Genomic DNA, 15,550 nt, shown 5'->3' with positions numbered 1-15,550 from the left:
CGTCACGTCGTCGAATCGATGACCTTGAAGCGCGAGCGCTTCTGCGCGCGGATCACCGACTGATAGACGTCGACGTACTGCTGCGCCATCCGGCGCGACGTAAAGCGTTCCTCGAAGCGCTGCCGCACGCGCACGCGCGGCAGCAGATGGAGCCGGTTCACCGCGGCCACCGCGCTGATCTCGTCCTCGACGATGAAGCCGGACACGCCCTCGTCGATCACCTCCGGCACCGCACCGCGATTGAACGCGATCACCGGCGTGCCGCACGACATCGCCTCGATCATCACCAGACCGAACGGCTCGGGCCAGTCGATCGGAAACAGCAGCGCATGCGCGCCGGACAGGAACTCGGCCTTCTGGTGATCGGCGATCTCGCCGATGTATTCGACGTGCGGCAGCGCGAACAGCGGCTTGATCTCGCGTTCGAAGTATTCCTCGTCGGCCGCGTCGATCTTCGCGGCGATCCGGATCGGCAGCCCGCATTGGTGCGCGATGCGGATCGCCGTGTCCACGCGCTTCTCCGGCGAGATGCGGCCGAGAAACGCGAGATAGCGCGGCTCGACCGGCTGCGGCAGATACAGCGTGTCGGGCAGCCCGTGATAGACGGTGGTCAGCCATTTCGCCTGCGGCAGCGGCTGGCGCTGCGAATTCGAAATCGAGATCACGGGCGCCGTGTTGAACGTGTCGAACACCGGCTGCTGCTCGGGCAAATCGAGCCGGCCGTGCAGCGTCGTCACGTACGGCGTTTCCTGACGGTTGAACACCGAAAACGAGTAGTAATCCATGTGGAAATGGAGCACGTCGAAGTCTTTTGCCCGACGCGCGACCGTCTCCATCAGCAGCATGTGCGGCGCGACGCGGTCGCGGATCGACGAGTCGAGCCGCAGCGCGCGCGGCCATACGGGCTCGAGCTTCGCGCGCGTCGTCGAATCTCCGCTCGCGAACAGCGTCACGTCATGGCCGAGATCGACGAGCGCCTCGGTGATGTACGACACGACGCGCTCCGTGCCGCCGTACAGCTTCGGCGGCACGGATTCGGTCAGCGGCGCGATCTGCGCAATTCTCATGATCCTCGTCTCCTGTGCTGTGCGGGCGCGGTGCGCCCGTGTCGCGTGCAAAGCGGGCCGGCATCGCGCCGACCGGACATTTCGTCATTATTCGCGATCCCGATGCGCGGGACCTGGCGTCTTTCATTTTATGGGCGTTGTTACAGACGCGATACATTCGGCGTCGTGTGCCGCGTACCGGCGCGAAGATGGGACCAATCGATTCTTCGCAACCGATAGCGATCGCGATAGCCGAAGCGCGGGCATGCGTGCCTGCCGGTCAGCGCGACGGCCATTTCCACGGCGGCAGGTCGCGCGTATCGGCATCGACGAGCGCGGTCGCGCCGAGCTGCTTGTCGAGCACCAGCGATTCGCAGTCGGCGTCGCGTTCGAGCGTCGCGATGAGCCGCGCCGCATGCGACACGACCAGCACCTGCGAGCGCCGCGCGGCCTGCGCGATCAGGCGGCCGAGCGCCGGCAGCAGATCGGGATGCAGGCTCGCTTCCGGTTCGTTCAGCACCATTAGCGCGGGCGGGCGCGGCGTCAGCAGCGCGGCGGCCAGCAGCAGATAGCGCAGCGTGCCGTCGGACAACTCCGCCGCCGCGAGCGGCCGCAACAGGCCCGGCTGGCGCATCAGCACGTCGAAGCGGCCGCGGCCGCCCGCATGGTCGATGACGACCGACGCGCCGGGAAACGCATCGTCGATCGCCGCATCGAGCGCCGCGCCGTTGCCGATCTCGCGAATCGTCTGCAGCGCGGCGGCGAGATCGGCGCCGTCGTCGGCCAGCACCGGCGTGTGCGTGCCGATCTGCGACTGGCGCGCGGGCGCCTGCGCGTCGGTGCGGAAATGATCGTAGAAGCGCCACGAGCGAATCCGTTCGCGCACGGCGATCATCTCCGGCGACCCGACCGGATCGGCGAATTCGGTCATCATGCTGTCGAAACTCGCGACCGGCTGCGGCACCGTGCGCCAGTCGCCGGACGCGGTGCGCGTGCGGATCTGCGCGCCGTGCCGGTCGACCAGCAGCGCGGACGGCCGCAGCACGTCGCCGGCCCAGATGCATTCGCGCTTGACGACCGGATCGAGCGCGAACTGCGAGCCGCTCGGCACCGGCAGCCCGAGATCGATCGCATAGCCGAAATCGCCGCATGCGAAGCCGAGCTTCAGGCTCACCGGCCGGTTGCGCACCGTGCCGGTCACCGGCGCGTCGCCGGCCAGCATCGCGCGCGAAAAGCGCTCGGGCCCGGCCCACAGCGTCGACGGCAAGCCGCCCTCGCGCGCGAGCGACGGAATCACGCGGCCCTGTGCGGTATCGGCGAGCAGCCGCAGCGCGCGGTACACGCTTGACTTGCCGCTGCCGTTCGGCCCGGTGACGACGTTGAGCGCGGCAAGCGGCACGATCAGCTCGCGCAGCGAACGGTAATTGGCGACGGCGAGCGTCTTCAGCGCGATGGTGGTCATGGATGGCAGCGATTGTGCGCGGTGCGCTCAGCGCCCTTCGGCCGACTTCGGATCGGCAGCCGTATTGGCCGCCGTGCTCGCCGCAGGCGGTCGCGCATGCGGCCGCTCCGGGTTCGGCGCATCGGGCGCTCCTTCGTGCGGATAGAGCTCCATCCGGCTACGCGGCAGGCATTGCGGATAGTTCGCCTGCAGATACGCGATCAGCCCTTCGCGCACGCGGCAGCGCAGGTCCCAGCATGCGGACGAGTCGGCCGCGCTGACGAGCGCACGCAGCTGCATCGTGCGCTCGGTCGCATCGGTCACCTGCAGCACCTGAACGCGACCGTCCCATTCCGGCGCCGCGTGCACGAGCCGCGCGAGTTCCTCGCGCAGCGGCTCGAGCGGCGTGCAGTAGTCGACCGACAGAAACACCGTGCCGATGATCTGCGAGCTGCTGCGCGTCCAGTTCGCGAACGGATTCTCGATGATCCACTGCAACGGCACGACGAGGCGCCGCTGGTCCCACAGGCGCACCGACACGAACGACCCGGTGATTTCTTCGATGCGCCCCCACTCGCCCTGGATCACGACGACGTCGTCGAGCCGGATCGGCTGCGTGAGCGCGATCTGCAGCCCGGCGATCAGGTTGCCGAGCACCGGACGCGCGGCGATACCGGCGACGAGACCCGCGACGCCGGCCGACGCGAGCAGACTCGCGCCGATCTGCCGCACGTTCGGGAACGTCATCAGCGCGGCGCCCGTGCCGATGATCACGATCAGCACCATGATCGTCCGCACGAGCACCTTGGCCTGCGTATGAATGCGTCGCGCGTGCAGGTTGTCGGCCGTATCGATCGGATGCGCCTGGATGATCGCGTCGCCGACGCCCGCCGCGAGCCGCACGAGCAGCCACGTCAGCGACACGATCGAGCCGACGGCCGTCGCCGTGCGCACGCCGCGCACGAACGATATGCCGTCGTCGGCCTGCAGCCACACGAATTCGAGCGCGAGCAGCGCGAGCACGACGAGCGACGGCTTGTCGATGTAGCGCAGGATCACGCTCATCAGCGGATACGGCTGCGCGATTCGTTTGACGATGCGTGCGCCGAGACGATGCACGATCGCCACGACGACGACGACGATGACCGACACGGCGAGCGCGCCAAGCCATGAATGAAGTGGCGCATCGGCGATGCGCTGCAGTTCCTCGAGTGAAATCATCGGCGCCCGGATGCTTCCGTTATGAGGCGCGAGGCCTCGTGCTGAATGCGTCGGCGCTGTCCGGGCGGCGCATGCGCCCGGACACGGCATCGATCAGCTGCCGCCCCTGCAGGGAAACGCCTTGCCGAGACCGAGCGACACCGCGGTACTCGCGTTGTAGTCGGCCAGCTTCGGGTTCTCCGCGATGTACTTGCGCACCGCGTCGGTCATCTGCTGCGCCCGGATGTCGGGCGGCAGGCAGAAATACTGTCCGACGCGCGGCCCGGTGGTGCCGCCGATCGCGTCGATGGTGTTGTAGACGCCGTCGGCGGCGCCTTCGATGTAGGCTGCGCACGACGCCCGCGACTTGACGTCCGTCTTCGCGCACAGCCGGTCGAGATCCGCGCCCGTGAAAGCCGCCGCCGACAACGGCACGGCAAACGCCGCGGCACAAAACATAGCCCGCAACATGGTGTTCCTTATGTCAATGCGGTTCGAGACCGCTTGCTGCGCTGACCGGTGCGGCGCCGGACACGCGTCTCGCCGGCCGTCGCCCGACCGGCCGCGTGCCCTGCCGCACCTCCCCGGCCGCACCAAACCGTTATTTTGCACTCTTTTGCGCATCCGCCGGCGACGATGCGCCGATGCGCACGGTACGCTTGCTCAGGATGTCGATCGCGTCCGGCGCCTTGTAGTGCTTCGCGAAGTCGAGCGCGGTGAGCCCGAGCTGGTTCTTCACCTGCGGATCGGCGCCCTGGTCGAGCAGCAGGTTGACCGTCGACGCATGGTTGCCGCGCGCGGCCATCATCAGCGGCGTCGTGCCGTTCGGCGACGCGGTGTCGATATACGCGTCGTGGTCGAGCAGCACCTTGACGACGTCGTCGTGGCCGTTGGTCGCCGCGTAATGCAGCGGCGCCCAGCCCTTCTTGCTGACTTCCGCGCCCTTGTCGATCAGCAGCTTCACGAGCCCGACGTCGCCGTTCAGCGACGCGAGCATCAGCGCGTTCTCGCCGGCCTTGTCGGTCTTCTCGAGGTCGACGTTCGGCGCGGTCGCGAGCGCGGCGGCGACCTTGTCGGACTTCTCGCGCGCGGCGATCACGAGCAGCGGATCGCCGTTCGGCGCGAGCGTGTTCGGGTCGAGGCCGTTCTTCAGCTGCTTGCCGATGTCGGCGATGTCGTCGAACTTGACCGCCTTGACGATCGCGTCGAGCGATTCGGCGTGCGCGCCGGCGGCGCCGAACAGGGCGCTCGCGACGAGCGCGGCGGCGACGAGTGCGCGTGCGGACAGATGTTGGGTCGTCATTGTTGTGGGCTCCTTCCCTGGGTTGTCGGCTGCGCCGCGTGCTCAGCGCGCGATCTTGAACAGCCGGAAAAAGTTTCGTGTCGTTGCGTCGGCAAGCGTTTCGACCGGAATGCCGCGCTCGGACGCGATAAAGCGTCCGACATGGCTCACGTACGCAGGTTCATTCGGCTTGCCGCGATACGGCACCGGCGCGAGGTACGGCGAATCGGTCTCGATCAGCAGCCGGTCGAGCGGCACGCGGCGTGCGACGTCCTGCACGTCCGTCGCGTTCTTGAACGTGACGATGCCCGACAGCGAGATATGGAAGTTCTGCGCGAGCGCCTGCTCGGCAACCGGCCACGGCTCGGTGAAGCAGTGCATCACGCCGCCCGGCACGTGCGCGCGCTCCTCGGCCATGATCCGCAGCGTGTCTTCGGACGACGCGCGCGTATGGACGATCAGCGGCTTCATCGTCGCGGTCGCCGCGCGGATGTGCGTGCGGAACCGTTCGCGCTGCCACTCCATGTCGGCGATCGACCGGCCTTCGAGACGGTAATAGTCGAGGCCCGTTTCGCCGATCGCGACGACTTTCGGATGCGCGGCGAGTTCGACGAGTTCGGCGAGCGTCGGTTCCCGCGCATCCTCGTGATCGGGATGCACGCCGACCGACGCATAGACGTTGTCGTGCGCCTGCGCGATCGCGAGCACGTCGGGCAGCGTCTCGAAGTCGACGGACACGCACAGCGCGTGCGTGACGTCGTGCTCGCGCATGTTCTCGAGCACGGCCGGCAGGCGGTCGGCCAGCCCCTTGAAATTGATGTGGCAGTGAGAGTCGACGAACATCGTGTTTCCTGAATACGTGAGGCAGCGCTCATGCGCGCGCCGGTGTGCGTCGGCCGGCGGCCGGTGCGGGCCGGCACGAGGCGCGGACGTGGAAGGCGGTCATCGTTTCGCAACGCATGAGAAACGATGCCGGCTCACGCGAACATTTCCCGATATCCGAGAAACAGTTCCTCGAATACGAGCCGCGCGTTCAGCGGATGGTTTTCGACGGTGCGCTGCCGCGTGACGGCCTTCATGAAGCGCGCGAACGCGTTCGCGTCGACCGATTCCGCACAGCGCGCGAGCGCCGCCGCATGCGCGGGAAAATAGCGCGGCGCGCCCGCCATGCGCTGCGCGAGCAGATCGTACAGCCAGCGCTGCAGCCAGCCGAGCACGAGCGGCACCGGCAGCTTCTGCAGCGTCTCGCCGCACGCGAACGCGTCGCACGCGGCGCCGGCCGCAAGCTGATTGAGCGTGAAGTCGCGCAGCGGGCGGTTCTCGTCGCTCGCAAGCGCGAGCGCGGCGAGCGGCGCGCCGCCGGCTTCGGCGAGCAGCGCATGCGCGTCGTCGACGCGTTGCGCGGCGAGCCACGCGGCGGCCGCGTCCGGCGCCGGCACCGCCATCGGCCACTGCCGGCAGCGGCTGACGATGGTGGGCAGCAGACGATCGATGCGCGCCGACACCAGCAGGAACACGACGCCGGCCGGCGGCTCCTCGAGCGTTTTCAGCAGCGCGTTCGACGCGGCGACGTTCAACGCCTCCGCCGGATACAGCACGACGACGCGCGCGCCGCCGCGATGCGAACCGACCCCGCAGAAGTCGAGCAGCGCGCGCACCTGCTCGATCTTGATTTCCTTGCTCGGCGCGCGCGTCTTCTTGCCGCCGTCGTCCGCGTCGGCCGGCTTCGCGTCGTCCGCGGCGCCCGGCGCTTCGCCGGCAAGCGCCTCGGGCAGCACGATCCGGTAGTCCGGATGATTGCCCTGCGCGAACCACGTGCACGCCGCGCACGTGCCGCACGGCTCGCCGTTCGGCTGCGGCGACTCGCACAGGAAGCCCTGCGCGAGATGCTGCGCGAACTGCAGCTTGCCGATTCCGGCCTGACCGTGCAGCAGCAGCGCATGCGGCCATTGCGCGCGCAACTGCTGCAGGCGGTTCCAGTCGTCGGTCTGCCACGGATAGATCATCGGTGCATTCCTCGCGGGTTACAGCGCGGCGAGCACGCGCTCGAGCTGCTGCCGGATCTCGGCGATCGACTGCGTCGCGTCGACGATCACGAAGCGGTGCGGCGCCTCCTCGGCGCGCCGCAGATACTCGCCGCGCGTGCGCGCGAAAAACGCGTCGGACTCGCTTTCGAACTTGTCGGGCGCGCGCACCGCGCCGCGGCGCTCGCTCGCGACCTGCGGCGCGACGTCGAACAGCACCGTCAGATCGGGCTGGAAGCCGCCCTGCACCCAGCGCTCGAGCGTTTCGAGCTTGTCGCGCGGCAAGCCGCGGCCGCCGCCCTGATACGCGAACGTCGCGTCGGTGAAGCGATCGGACACGACCCAGTCGCCGCGCGCGAGCGCGGGCTCGATCACGCGCGCGAGATGCTCGCGGCGCGCGGCGAACATCAGCAGCGCTTCCGTCTCGAGATCCATCGGCTGGTTCAGCACGATGTCGCGCAGCGTCTCGCCGAGCTGCGTGCCGCCCGGCTCGCGCGTGACGACGACATGGCGGCCGGCCGCGGCCAGCTTCTGCTGCAGCCGCTCGCAAAACCAGTTCAGGTGCGTCGTCTTTCCCGCGCCGTCGATCCCTTCGAACGTGATGAATTTACCGCTCGCCATCATTGACCTCGTATGTACTTGTCCACGGCCTTGTTGTGATCGCCGAGCGTGTCGGAGAACACGCTCGTGCCGTCGCCTTTCGCAACGAAATAGAGCGCGCTCGTCTGCGCCGGATTGACGGCCGCCTGCAGCGCAGCGACGCCCGGCAATGCGATCGGCGTCGGCGGCAGCCCGCGTCGGGTGTACGTATTGTAAGGAGTGTCGATCTGCAGGTCGCGCTTGCGCAGACGGCCGTCGTACGCGTCGCCGAGCCCGTAGATCACCGCCGGGTCCGTCTGCAGCGGCATCCCGATGCGCAGCCGGTTCGCGAACACCGCCGCGACGAACGCGCGGTCCGACGCGTGGCCCGTTTCCTTTTCGACGATCGATGCGATCGTCAGCGCGTCGTAAGGCGTCTTGTACGGCAGACCCGGCGCGCGCGCGGCCCACGCCTCGTCGAGTCGCGTCTGCATCAGCCGGTACGCGCGCCGATAGATGTTCAGATCGCTCGTGCCCTTGTCGAACAGATAGGTGTCGGGAAAGAACAGCCCTTCGCCGCTGCCGCGCCGGATCTCGCTGTCCGATGCGCCGATCGCGCGCAGCAGCTCGGCATCGCTCATGCCGGCCGTCGTGTGCGCGAGATCGGGATTCGCGTCGAGCTCCGCGCGCATCCGCTTGAAGGTCCAGCCCTCGATCACGGTCGCGACGTACTCGTTCACGTCGCCGCGCGCGATTTTCTGCAGCACTTCGTAAGGCGTGACGCCGGTCTTGAATTCGTAATTGCCGGACTTGAGCCGGCTCGACAGCCCGAGCACGCGCGTCATCGCGACGAACGCGAAAGGCTGGATCGGCACGCCGCCGCGCCGCAGCTGCTGCGCGACGCTCTTCACGCTGCTGCGCGGCTTGATCGTGACGTCCAGCGACGCCGCGCCGAGCAGCAGCGGCCGGGTCGCCCAGTAATATCCGCCGCCCGCGCCGGCAGCGGCCACAACGACGGCCAGCACCGCGATCGCCGCGGCGCATTTCTTCAGTAGGGACATGGAAACGTGACTTGGGTAAGACCCATATAATACTTGCTCGCCTCCGTCAAAGTCAGAGTTGACTGTTCCCTCATTCCATGAGCACACCGTCCGTTTCACCGGCTGCCCAGGCCGCTTCCGCCTCGCTCCCCGTTTTTCCCCGTCCGTCCGCCGCCGATTTCGACGCGCCGGCCGCCTGCATGCCGCTCCCGCAGTTCGGCGTGATCGACGTGGCCGGCGACGACGCCGCGACGTTCCTGCACAGCCAGCTGACCAACGACATCGAGCACCTCGATGCGGCGAGCGCGCGGCTGTCCGGCTACTGCTCGCCGAAAGGCCGGCTGCTCGCGTCGTTCCTCGCGTGGCGCGCCGGCCACGACGTGCGCCTGCTCGTGTCGAAGGACGTGCAGGCGGCCGTGCAGAAACGGTTGTCGATGTTCGTGCTGCGCGCGAAGGCGAAGCTGACGGACGCGAGCGAAGCGCTCGCGGTGGTCGGCTTCGCGGGCGACGTGCGCGATACGTTGTCGCGCATCTTCGACGCGCTGCCGGACGGCGTGCACGTGAAAGTCGACGGCCCCGCCGGCGTGCTGATCCGCGTGCCGGACGCGGCCGGCCGCAAGCGCTATCTGTGGATCGGCCCGCGCGCGGAAGTCGACGCGCGCATCGCCGCGCTCGGCGATGCGCTGCCGGTCGTGTCGCCGGCCGTGTGGGACTGGCTCGACGTGCGCGCCGGCGAGCCGCGCATCACGCAGCCGACGGTCGAACAGTTCGTGCCGCAGATGGTCAACTTCGACGTGATCGGCGCCGTTAACTTCCGCAAGGGGTGCTACCCGGGCCAGGAAGTGGTGGCGCGCAGCCAGTACCGCGGAACGATCAAGCGCCGCACCGCGCTCGCGCACGTCGCGGGCGAAACGGACGTCGCGCACGCCGGCGTCGAGCTGTTTCACGGCGACGATCCGGGCCAGCCGTGCGGGATGATCGTCAATGCGGCGCCCGCGCCCGGCGGCGGCGTCGACGCGCTGGTCGAGATCAAGCTCGCCGCGCTCGACAGCGGCACCGTGCACGTCGGTTCGGCCGACGGTCCGGCGCTCGCGTTCGACGCGCTGCCGTACGCGTGGCCGACGGAAGCATGACACGCTGACAACCCGTTCGCGCACCGGCGCGCATTGCCGCCGGCGTCGCGGACGTTTCCTGCGAGATTCGCCTGATGTGCCTGATCGCCTTCGACTGGCAGCCCGATGCTGCCTCCGGTCCCGTCTTTACGCTGACGGCCAATCGCGACGAGTTCTTCCGTCGCACGAGCGCGCCGCTGTCGTGGTGGGAAGACGTGCCGGGCGTGCTGGCCGGCCGCGATCTCGAAGCGGGCGGCACGTGGCTCGGCGTATCGCGCGACGGCCGCTTCGCGGCGCTGACCAACTACCGCGCGCCGTTCGACATCCGCGCAGGCGCGCCGACGCGCGGCAAGCTCGTGTCCGATTTCGTCGGCGGCACGCCCGTCGCGCCGCTCGCCTACCTCGAACAGCTTGCCGAGCATGCGGCCGTCTACAACGGCTTCAACCTGCTCGTCGGCGACTGGAAACGGCGCGAACTCGCGTGGTTCTGCAACCGTGCGCCCGAAGGCGAAACCGGCGTCGCGGCGCCTGTCCTGGTCACGGCCGGCGTGCATGCGCTGTCGAACGCGCGGCTCGACACGCCCTGGCCGAAAGTGGTGCGCAAGCGCGCGGAGCTCGGCACGCTGCTGACCGACAACCCGACTCCGTCGCTCGACGAGTTGATCGAGCTGATGCGCGACACGCACGTCGCCGACGACGACGCGCTGCCGCACACCGGCATTCCGATCGAGCGCGAGCGCGCGCTGTCGGCCGCGTTCATCGAGACGCCCGAATACGGCACGCGCGGCACGACCGCGCTGCGTGTGACGATGAAGGAAGGCGTGCGCCTGACGGTCGAAATCAAGGAACGCTGCGACGACGACGGCTCGCACCGTACCGTGCGCCCCGGCACGTTCGAGCGCGCGTTCACGTTCGATATCGACGCGACGCGGCCGCGCTGAACGCGTGCAACGCGCTTTACGGCGCGCGCGCCATCTCGACGTGCGGCACACCCGCTTCGACGAACGGCTCGCCGATCGCCGCAAAGCCGTGCCGCAGATAGAACGGCACCGCCGAATCCTGCGCGTAGAGACGCACGACGGCGTCGCCGCGGCGGCGGGCCGCGTCCAGCAGCGCGGCGAGCACGGCCGATCCGATACCCTGCCCGCGCGCATCGGCCAGCACCGCGACGCGGCCGATCGTGCCGGACGGCAGCAGCCGCCCCGTCGCCACCGCGCGGCGTGCGCCGGTGGCCGGATCGATCCGGTACGCGACCGCGTGCACCGACAGCGCGTCGTCATCGTCGAGCGCCCATTCCGGCGGAATCTGCTGCTCGCGCACGAATACCGCGTCGCGAATGCGCGCGGCATCGCCGCCCAGCGTCGCCCAGTCGCCCGTTTCCACTACGCGGTCCGTCATCGCTCGCCTCCTGCGGCGTCGGCGCCGCCCGCCGTCAAACGTCGTCGAACGCCGCCTTCAGCGCCGCGACCGCATCGGCATGGGCGGCGCGCACTTCCGGCACGTAGCCGCCCATCTTGAAGAATTCGTGAATCATTCCCGGATAGCGGACCAGCGTGACCGTATTGCCGGCGGCGCACAGTTTGTTCGCGTACGCAGCGCCCTCATCGCTCAGCGGGTCGTATTCGGCGATCGCGATCCAGGCCGGCGCGACGCCCGCGAACGACGGCGCGCCGCGCGTGCCGTCGAGCGGCGCGAAGCGCCAGTCGTCGCGATCGGCCCGATCGCGCACGTATTGCGAGAAAAACCACTGGATCGTGTCCTGCGACAGCAGATAGCCGTTCGCCAGCCGCGCGTGCGATTCGGTGTCCTGGTAGCCGGTCACGCCCGGATAGATCAGCATCTGCAGCGCAAGACGGATGCCCGCGTCGCGCGCGAGCACCGCGCAGACGGTCGCGAGCGTGCCGCCGGCGCTGTCTCCGCCGACTGCCAGCCGCGACGCGTCGATTCCGAACGACGCCGCGTTGCGATGGAGCCAGCGCAATGCGTCATCGGCGTCGTTCACCGCGGTCGGAAACTTGTGCTCCGGCGCGAGCCGGTAGCCGACCGACAGCACCGCGCATTGCGCGTCGCGCGCGAACATCCGGCACAGCGCATCGTGCGTATCGACGCTGCCGACCGTGAAGCCGCCGCCGTGGTAGTAGACGAGCGCCGGCAGCGGCTCCGCGAGGCTCGGCGCGACCGGCAGGTACAGCCGCGCGCCGATCGTGCGGCCGTCGCGCGTCGGCACCACGCATTCGTCGACCGCGTGCATCGGCGCGGGCGCCACGTCGAGAATCGGCGCGCTCTTCTCGTATGCGGCACGCGCCTGCTGCGGCGTCTGGTGGTGATAGGACGGACGTTTTGCGCGCTCGATCATGTCGAGCACCTGGGCAATCTTCGGATTCAGCGGCATCGGTGAAGACGGCGCACACACGGCGCCGTGAACGATCAAGCGTCACATGATGCCATGTCCGCGTCGGACGGGCTGGACGCGCTGCTTGCGGAATTGCGGCCCCTTGGCAGCCGGAGAAACGCTTCCGGCGGCCGCGTTCGTTCGAGCCCGTACGCGATCGTCTCGCCGTCATGCAGCGGCTGCGTCGCGACGAGTTCGCCCGGCCGGCGAGCGCGGGCGCCCGCGCGTCGGCGTGCTCGAACGCGGTGAAGCGCGGTATCGTCGGCTGCGAGTGCAGGATCCGCGCCCGATCCGCGAGCGGCGCGGCCGCGCCGTGGCCGCACGAGGCGATCGTTCCGCAAGAAGACGCGGGCGCGTGTCGTCGAGCGAAGCGGCCCTGCCGCTACCGGACAGCGCCGCGCCCTTGCGCGCTTACGCGTCGCTCGGACCGGGCTGCACGTCCGGCGCCGTGCGCGTGCGTTGCCGCTTGATGTCGCGGCCGACCGCGAGCCGCCGCATGTACTTGAACGTGCCGAGCGCCTTCGCGACGAAGTTGCCGTCGCTGTCGCGCACTTCGCCTTCGCAATACGCCATCGTCGTCGAGCGATGCATTACGCGCCCGTACGCGCGCAGCTCGCCACGCCCCGGCTGCATGAAGTTCACCTTCATCTCGACGGTGACGACGCCGACGCCGTCGTCGGTCAGGCTGCGCGCGGCCATCGCGAGCGCGATGTCGGCGAGCGTCATCGTCACGCCGCCGTGCGCGATGCTCCACGTGTTCATGTGCCGCTCTTCGAGCGCCAGCGCGATCTCGCTCGCGCCGTCTTTCGCGGACACGAGCTGCACGCCGAGCAGATCGACGAACGGGCTTTCGATCGACGGACCGTCCGTCCGGGATGCCGTGTCGCTCATCGCGGGCCGTCGACCAGATAGTCGACGCACTGGCGCGATTCGACCACGTTGACGACGAACTTCTTCACTTCCTGGTGAACCGGATGCACCTGGTACGCGTCGAGCGCCGCGCGATCCGCGAAATCGGATACGAGCACGACGTCGGACGTCGCTTCGAGGCCCGGCGTCGCGACGCCGACGTCGAGCTGCAGGATGCCCGGCACGATGTCGCGGCAGCCTTCGAGCTTTTCCTTGAGCTTCAGCGCGTTCTGCGCGCGCGTCGCGCCTTCCGCCGATTCCTTCAACTTCCACATGACGATATGTCTGATCACTTCGTTCGCTCCTGTCCGTGGCGGTTCGGCGATTGGCCTGGCACCCTTGCCAGTCGGCCGCCGGCCGCCCTTTCATCGTTCGCTCACGCTCGTCGGAAATCGCGCCAAGCCGAGAAAAGCGGGTATCCAAACGCGCAGGCTTTGAACTTCCAGCGACGATAGCGGCTTTTTCCGTGTCGCGTACGGAAGTCCGGATCCGACGAGCGAAAGCAGGCGACAAGCGTACCAAACTTGCCGACGGCAATGGACTGTATCTCGAGGTCCGTCCACGTTGGCCGATAACCGCCGCTCGGATGCCGGCGCGATCCTCCGCGCTGGCATCAGACATCAGAACAGTCCGACGGGCTGCGCCGAATCATCCCAACCGAAGACGATCAACGCGTTGCGCGCGACGCCCTTGGCCCGCGTCGGCCGGGTGCTGAATGGGCACTGTCTCGATGTGAAATTCGCCGGACACGCGACGAACTTTGGCTGGTCGTTCAAGCCCACAGCGTCGATAAGAAGCACTATCACTATTCCCGATCATGCAGGAAGGTAACTGTCAGTTTCTATAGTTTGGAACGATGGTTTTTCGTGTTCTTATCTTTATCGGGCTACGCGTATTTTGTGCCTCGGTATTCGCTCGTAGCGGCATCCTGGTTGCCATTAATGCTCGGACCGCGTTAGCCGTCCGAGCATGAGACACCAGACGCCGGCCGCTCGTATTAGCCAGGACGGAAATGAAAGCGTGTCTTGGTACAGCACGGCGGACTGCGCTGCCCGATTCTTGTAGTTGAGTCCCGCGTCGGATGCCGCGCGCATTTGTCAGTGCCGGAAAATGTTTGCCGACGCGGCATTTTCGCGCGTCATGCCGCATCAGCTGAATTGTTTTTGCACGACCCGTTCCGCACGCCGAATCCGCGACTGGCACGTCGGATTACGCCGGCCACGATTTCAGCGACCCACCATCGGAATCGCGATATTCGCGATTTAAAGTAGAGGATCGCGCATGAAAGCCCTTGCTTTCTGCTTGCCGGCCGTCACCGCGCTCACGCTGCTGTGCGGCCCCGTCACGTCCGACGCGCAACCGTCCGAGCGCGCGAAGCACGCTGCATCGTCGGCACCTGTGTGCCCGACTTACACGCAAGACGGTGTGGTCTATGCGGACATTCGAGACCGGCACCTGCTGAACGCGCTCGATACGTTCATCGTGCCCGACAAGGCACTGGGTACGCCGCTGACACCGGACGAACTCGCTCACAATCTTCCTTTCGCGCTCGACCTCTCCGAAAACGGCGGATGGCTGATATCCGATCTGAGCGGTATCCAGTGCGCATCCAGCCTCGGCATACTCGATATCGGCAACAACCGTGTCTCCGATTTCACGCCGCTGTCGGGCATGACGAGCCTGCACGAGCTGCTGGCGGACAACAACCGCGTCACGAACGCGAGCCTCGACAGTCTCACCCATCTGCCCAACCTTCGGCTCTTGTCGCTGGCACGCAACAAGATCAGCGACATCCGTCCGCTCGTCGCGAACCTTGCGCAATTGGCGTCGCTCGATCTTTCGAGCAATGCGATCACCGACATATCCGCACTCGCGGCGCTCCCGCTCTCGGAGCTGTTTCTCAGCTCGAACGCGATATCGGACCTGTCGCCGCTGTCGAAGATCTCCACGCTCGAAAACCTGTCGCTCGACGGCGTCGGAATGTGGGATCTATCCATACTGAAGCCGCTTGCCCAGCTTCAAAACCTTTCTCTTGCCGGCAATCGCATTCAGGATCTCTCGCCGCTTGCGGATCTGCAGCAATTGATCAGTCTGAACCTGGACGGCAATCGCATCACCGATCTTTCGCCGCTGATCGCGCTGGTTCAGCGCGACCACACCCTCGAACAACTGCAACTGGCGAACCAGACGCCGACCCTGCAGTGCGCGACGACCGTATACGAGCGGGCCGAGATGCGGCTGAGCGATCTATGGAAGCAGTTCAAGCTGGGAAGCGGGCAAAAGAATCTGCATATCACCGGCCCGAATCCGGCTCACGGCGGCCCGACGCGGATGTACGACACGGACAAGATCGTCTGGAAGATCGCCAGCGGTCAAACAGTGGTGCCCGTCAACGTCGAGGCAAGCACGAACATCGCCAATTTCCCGGCGCTTTATTCGGCCTACGCGACGATCCCTCTGGCACCACTGGGCTGTCCGGGTACCGCGACCGGGGCGCGCCAGTGAGCGTCCTTTATCATTGCGTT

At 67.6% G+C, this 15,550-nt stretch carries 16 protein-coding genes; 3 read left to right on the top strand and 13 right to left on the bottom strand.

Going from position 1 to position 15,550, the window contains the following annotated elements; translation table 11 throughout:
- Positions 1-2: 2 nt before the first annotated feature.
- The 9 genes from BUB20358_RS09420 to mltG form a co-directional block, all read right to left on the bottom strand.
- Positions 3-1,067, bottom strand: a complete 1,065-nt coding sequence (locus BUB20358_RS09420; RefSeq protein ID WP_035972229.1) for a glycosyltransferase family 4 protein — start codon at positions 1,065-1,067, stop codon at positions 3-5.
- A 259-nt stretch (positions 1,068-1,326) separates the two neighbouring features.
- Positions 1,327-2,508: an AAA family ATPase gene (locus BUB20358_RS09415; protein WP_006764150.1), complete on the bottom strand. Its 1,182-nt coding sequence runs from the start codon at positions 2,506-2,508 to the stop codon at positions 1,327-1,329.
- A 27-nt stretch (positions 2,509-2,535) separates the two neighbouring features.
- Positions 2,536-3,708: a mechanosensitive ion channel family protein gene (locus tag BUB20358_RS09410; protein ID WP_006764149.1), complete on the bottom strand. Its 1,173-nt coding sequence runs from the start codon at positions 3,706-3,708 to the stop codon at positions 2,536-2,538.
- Positions 3,709-3,801: 93 nt separating this feature from the next.
- Positions 3,802-4,158: a Rap1a/Tai family immunity protein gene (locus BUB20358_RS09405; RefSeq protein ID WP_006755340.1), complete on the bottom strand. Its 357-nt coding sequence runs from the start codon at positions 4,156-4,158 to the stop codon at positions 3,802-3,804.
- A 130-nt stretch (positions 4,159-4,288) separates the two neighbouring features.
- The gene (locus BUB20358_RS09400) at positions 4,289-4,990 is read right to left on the bottom strand and encodes an ankyrin repeat domain-containing protein (protein WP_006764147.1); all 702 of its coding nucleotides are present in this window, start codon (positions 4,988-4,990) and stop codon (positions 4,289-4,291) included.
- Between the two features lie 42 nt (positions 4,991-5,032).
- Positions 5,033-5,812, bottom strand: coding sequence for a TatD family hydrolase (locus tag BUB20358_RS09395; protein ID WP_006764146.1), 780 nt, complete (start codon positions 5,810-5,812; stop codon positions 5,033-5,035).
- Positions 5,813-5,946: 134 nt separating this feature from the next.
- Complete coding sequence (locus tag BUB20358_RS09390) at positions 5,947-6,975, bottom strand: DNA polymerase III subunit delta' (protein WP_006764145.1); 1,029 nt, start codon at positions 6,973-6,975, stop codon at positions 5,947-5,949.
- An 18-nt stretch (positions 6,976-6,993) separates the two neighbouring features.
- A complete protein-coding gene (tmk, locus tag BUB20358_RS09385) occupies positions 6,994-7,614 on the bottom strand; it encodes a dTMP kinase (RefSeq protein WP_006764144.1) in 621 nt (206 codons plus the stop codon).
- Positions 7,614-8,633, bottom strand: a complete 1,020-nt coding sequence (gene mltG / locus BUB20358_RS09380) for an endolytic transglycosylase MltG (RefSeq protein ID WP_035972228.1) — start codon at positions 8,631-8,633, stop codon at positions 7,614-7,616. The genes tmk and mltG overlap by 1 nt, the downstream gene beginning before the upstream one ends.
- A 77-nt stretch (positions 8,634-8,710) precedes the next feature.
- Here mltG and ygfZ point away from each other — a divergent pair, with 77 nt between their 5' ends.
- A complete protein-coding gene (gene ygfZ / locus BUB20358_RS09375; RefSeq protein ID WP_006764143.1) occupies positions 8,711-9,745 on the top strand; it encodes a CAF17-like 4Fe-4S cluster assembly/insertion protein YgfZ in 1,035 nt (344 codons plus the stop codon).
- 74 nt (positions 9,746-9,819) lie between these two features.
- Positions 9,820-10,665: an NRDE family protein gene (locus BUB20358_RS09370; protein WP_006764141.1), complete on the top strand. Its 846-nt coding sequence runs from the start codon at positions 9,820-9,822 to the stop codon at positions 10,663-10,665.
- Positions 10,666-10,681: 16 nt separating this feature from the next.
- On the opposite strand, the gene BUB20358_RS09365 is transcribed toward BUB20358_RS09370, so the two are convergent.
- The 4 genes from BUB20358_RS09365 to BUB20358_RS09350 form a co-directional block, all read right to left on the bottom strand.
- A complete protein-coding gene (locus BUB20358_RS09365; RefSeq protein ID WP_006764140.1) occupies positions 10,682-11,122 on the bottom strand; it encodes a GNAT family N-acetyltransferase in 441 nt (146 codons plus the stop codon).
- A gap of 34 nt (positions 11,123-11,156) precedes the next feature.
- A complete protein-coding gene (locus BUB20358_RS09360; RefSeq protein WP_006764139.1) occupies positions 11,157-12,116 on the bottom strand; it encodes an alpha/beta hydrolase in 960 nt (319 codons plus the stop codon).
- A 411-nt stretch (positions 12,117-12,527) separates the two neighbouring features.
- Positions 12,528-13,007 carry a PaaI family thioesterase gene (locus BUB20358_RS09355; protein WP_006764138.1) on the bottom strand — a complete coding sequence of 160 codons (480 nt, stop codon included), beginning with the start codon at positions 13,005-13,007 and terminating at the stop codon, positions 12,528-12,530.
- Entirely contained in the window at positions 13,004-13,318 is a 315-nt protein-coding gene (locus tag BUB20358_RS09350; protein ID WP_006764137.1) for a Dabb family protein, read from the bottom strand. The genes BUB20358_RS09355 and BUB20358_RS09350 overlap by 4 nt, the downstream gene beginning before the upstream one ends.
- 988 nt (positions 13,319-14,306) lie before the next feature.
- Here BUB20358_RS09350 and BUB20358_RS09345 point away from each other — a divergent pair.
- Positions 14,307-15,530, top strand: a complete 1,224-nt coding sequence (locus tag BUB20358_RS09345; protein ID WP_006764136.1) for a leucine-rich repeat domain-containing protein — start codon at positions 14,307-14,309, stop codon at positions 15,528-15,530.
- Positions 15,531-15,550: the final 20 nt, after the last annotated feature.

Origin of the sequence: Burkholderia dolosa, from assembly GCF_902499135.1 — a bacterium.
Taxonomy (GTDB): Bacteria; Pseudomonadota; Gammaproteobacteria; order Burkholderiales; family Burkholderiaceae; genus Burkholderia; species Burkholderia dolosa.
This window is presented reverse-complemented; position numbering and strand designations above follow the sequence as displayed.

Excerpts from the sequence above, each read along its gene's own strand:
- BUB20358_RS09420 (WP_035972229.1), bottom strand. The coding sequence starts at position 1,067 with ATGAGAATTGCGCAGATCGCGCCGCTGACCGAATCCGTGCCGCCGAAG.
- tmk (WP_006764144.1), bottom strand. The coding sequence starts at position 7,614 with ATGGCGAGCGGTAAATTCATCACGTTCGAAGGGATCGACGGCGCGGGA.
- BUB20358_RS09345 (WP_006764136.1), top strand. The coding sequence starts at position 14,307 with ATGAAAGCCCTTGCTTTCTGCTTGCCGGCCGTCACCGCGCTCACGCTG.
- BUB20358_RS09395 (WP_006764146.1), bottom strand. The coding sequence starts at position 5,812 with ATGTTCGTCGACTCTCACTGCCACATCAATTTCAAGGGGCTGGCCGAC.
- BUB20358_RS09410 (WP_006764149.1), bottom strand. The coding sequence starts at position 3,708 with ATGATTTCACTCGAGGAACTGCAGCGCATCGCCGATGCGCCACTTCAT.
- BUB20358_RS09370 (WP_006764141.1), top strand. The coding sequence starts at position 9,820 with ATGTGCCTGATCGCCTTCGACTGGCAGCCCGATGCTGCCTCCGGTCCC.
- BUB20358_RS09390 (WP_006764145.1), bottom strand. The coding sequence starts at position 6,975 with ATGATCTATCCGTGGCAGACCGACGACTGGAACCGCCTGCAGCAGTTG.
- ygfZ (WP_006764143.1), top strand. The coding sequence starts at position 8,711 with ATGAGCACACCGTCCGTTTCACCGGCTGCCCAGGCCGCTTCCGCCTCG.
- BUB20358_RS09405 (WP_006755340.1), bottom strand. The coding sequence starts at position 4,158 with ATGTTGCGGGCTATGTTTTGTGCCGCGGCGTTTGCCGTGCCGTTGTCG.
- BUB20358_RS09355 (WP_006764138.1), bottom strand. The coding sequence starts at position 13,007 with ATGAGCGACACGGCATCCCGGACGGACGGTCCGTCGATCGAAAGCCCG.
- BUB20358_RS09415 (WP_006764150.1), bottom strand. The coding sequence starts at position 2,508 with ATGACCACCATCGCGCTGAAGACGCTCGCCGTCGCCAATTACCGTTCG.
- BUB20358_RS09365 (WP_006764140.1), bottom strand. The coding sequence starts at position 11,122 with ATGACGGACCGCGTAGTGGAAACGGGCGACTGGGCGACGCTGGGCGGC.
- mltG (WP_035972228.1), bottom strand. The coding sequence starts at position 8,633 with ATGTCCCTACTGAAGAAATGCGCCGCGGCGATCGCGGTGCTGGCCGTC.
- BUB20358_RS09400 (WP_006764147.1), bottom strand. The coding sequence starts at position 4,990 with ATGACGACCCAACATCTGTCCGCACGCGCACTCGTCGCCGCCGCGCTC.
- BUB20358_RS09360 (WP_006764139.1), bottom strand. The coding sequence starts at position 12,116 with ATGCCGCTGAATCCGAAGATTGCCCAGGTGCTCGACATGATCGAGCGC.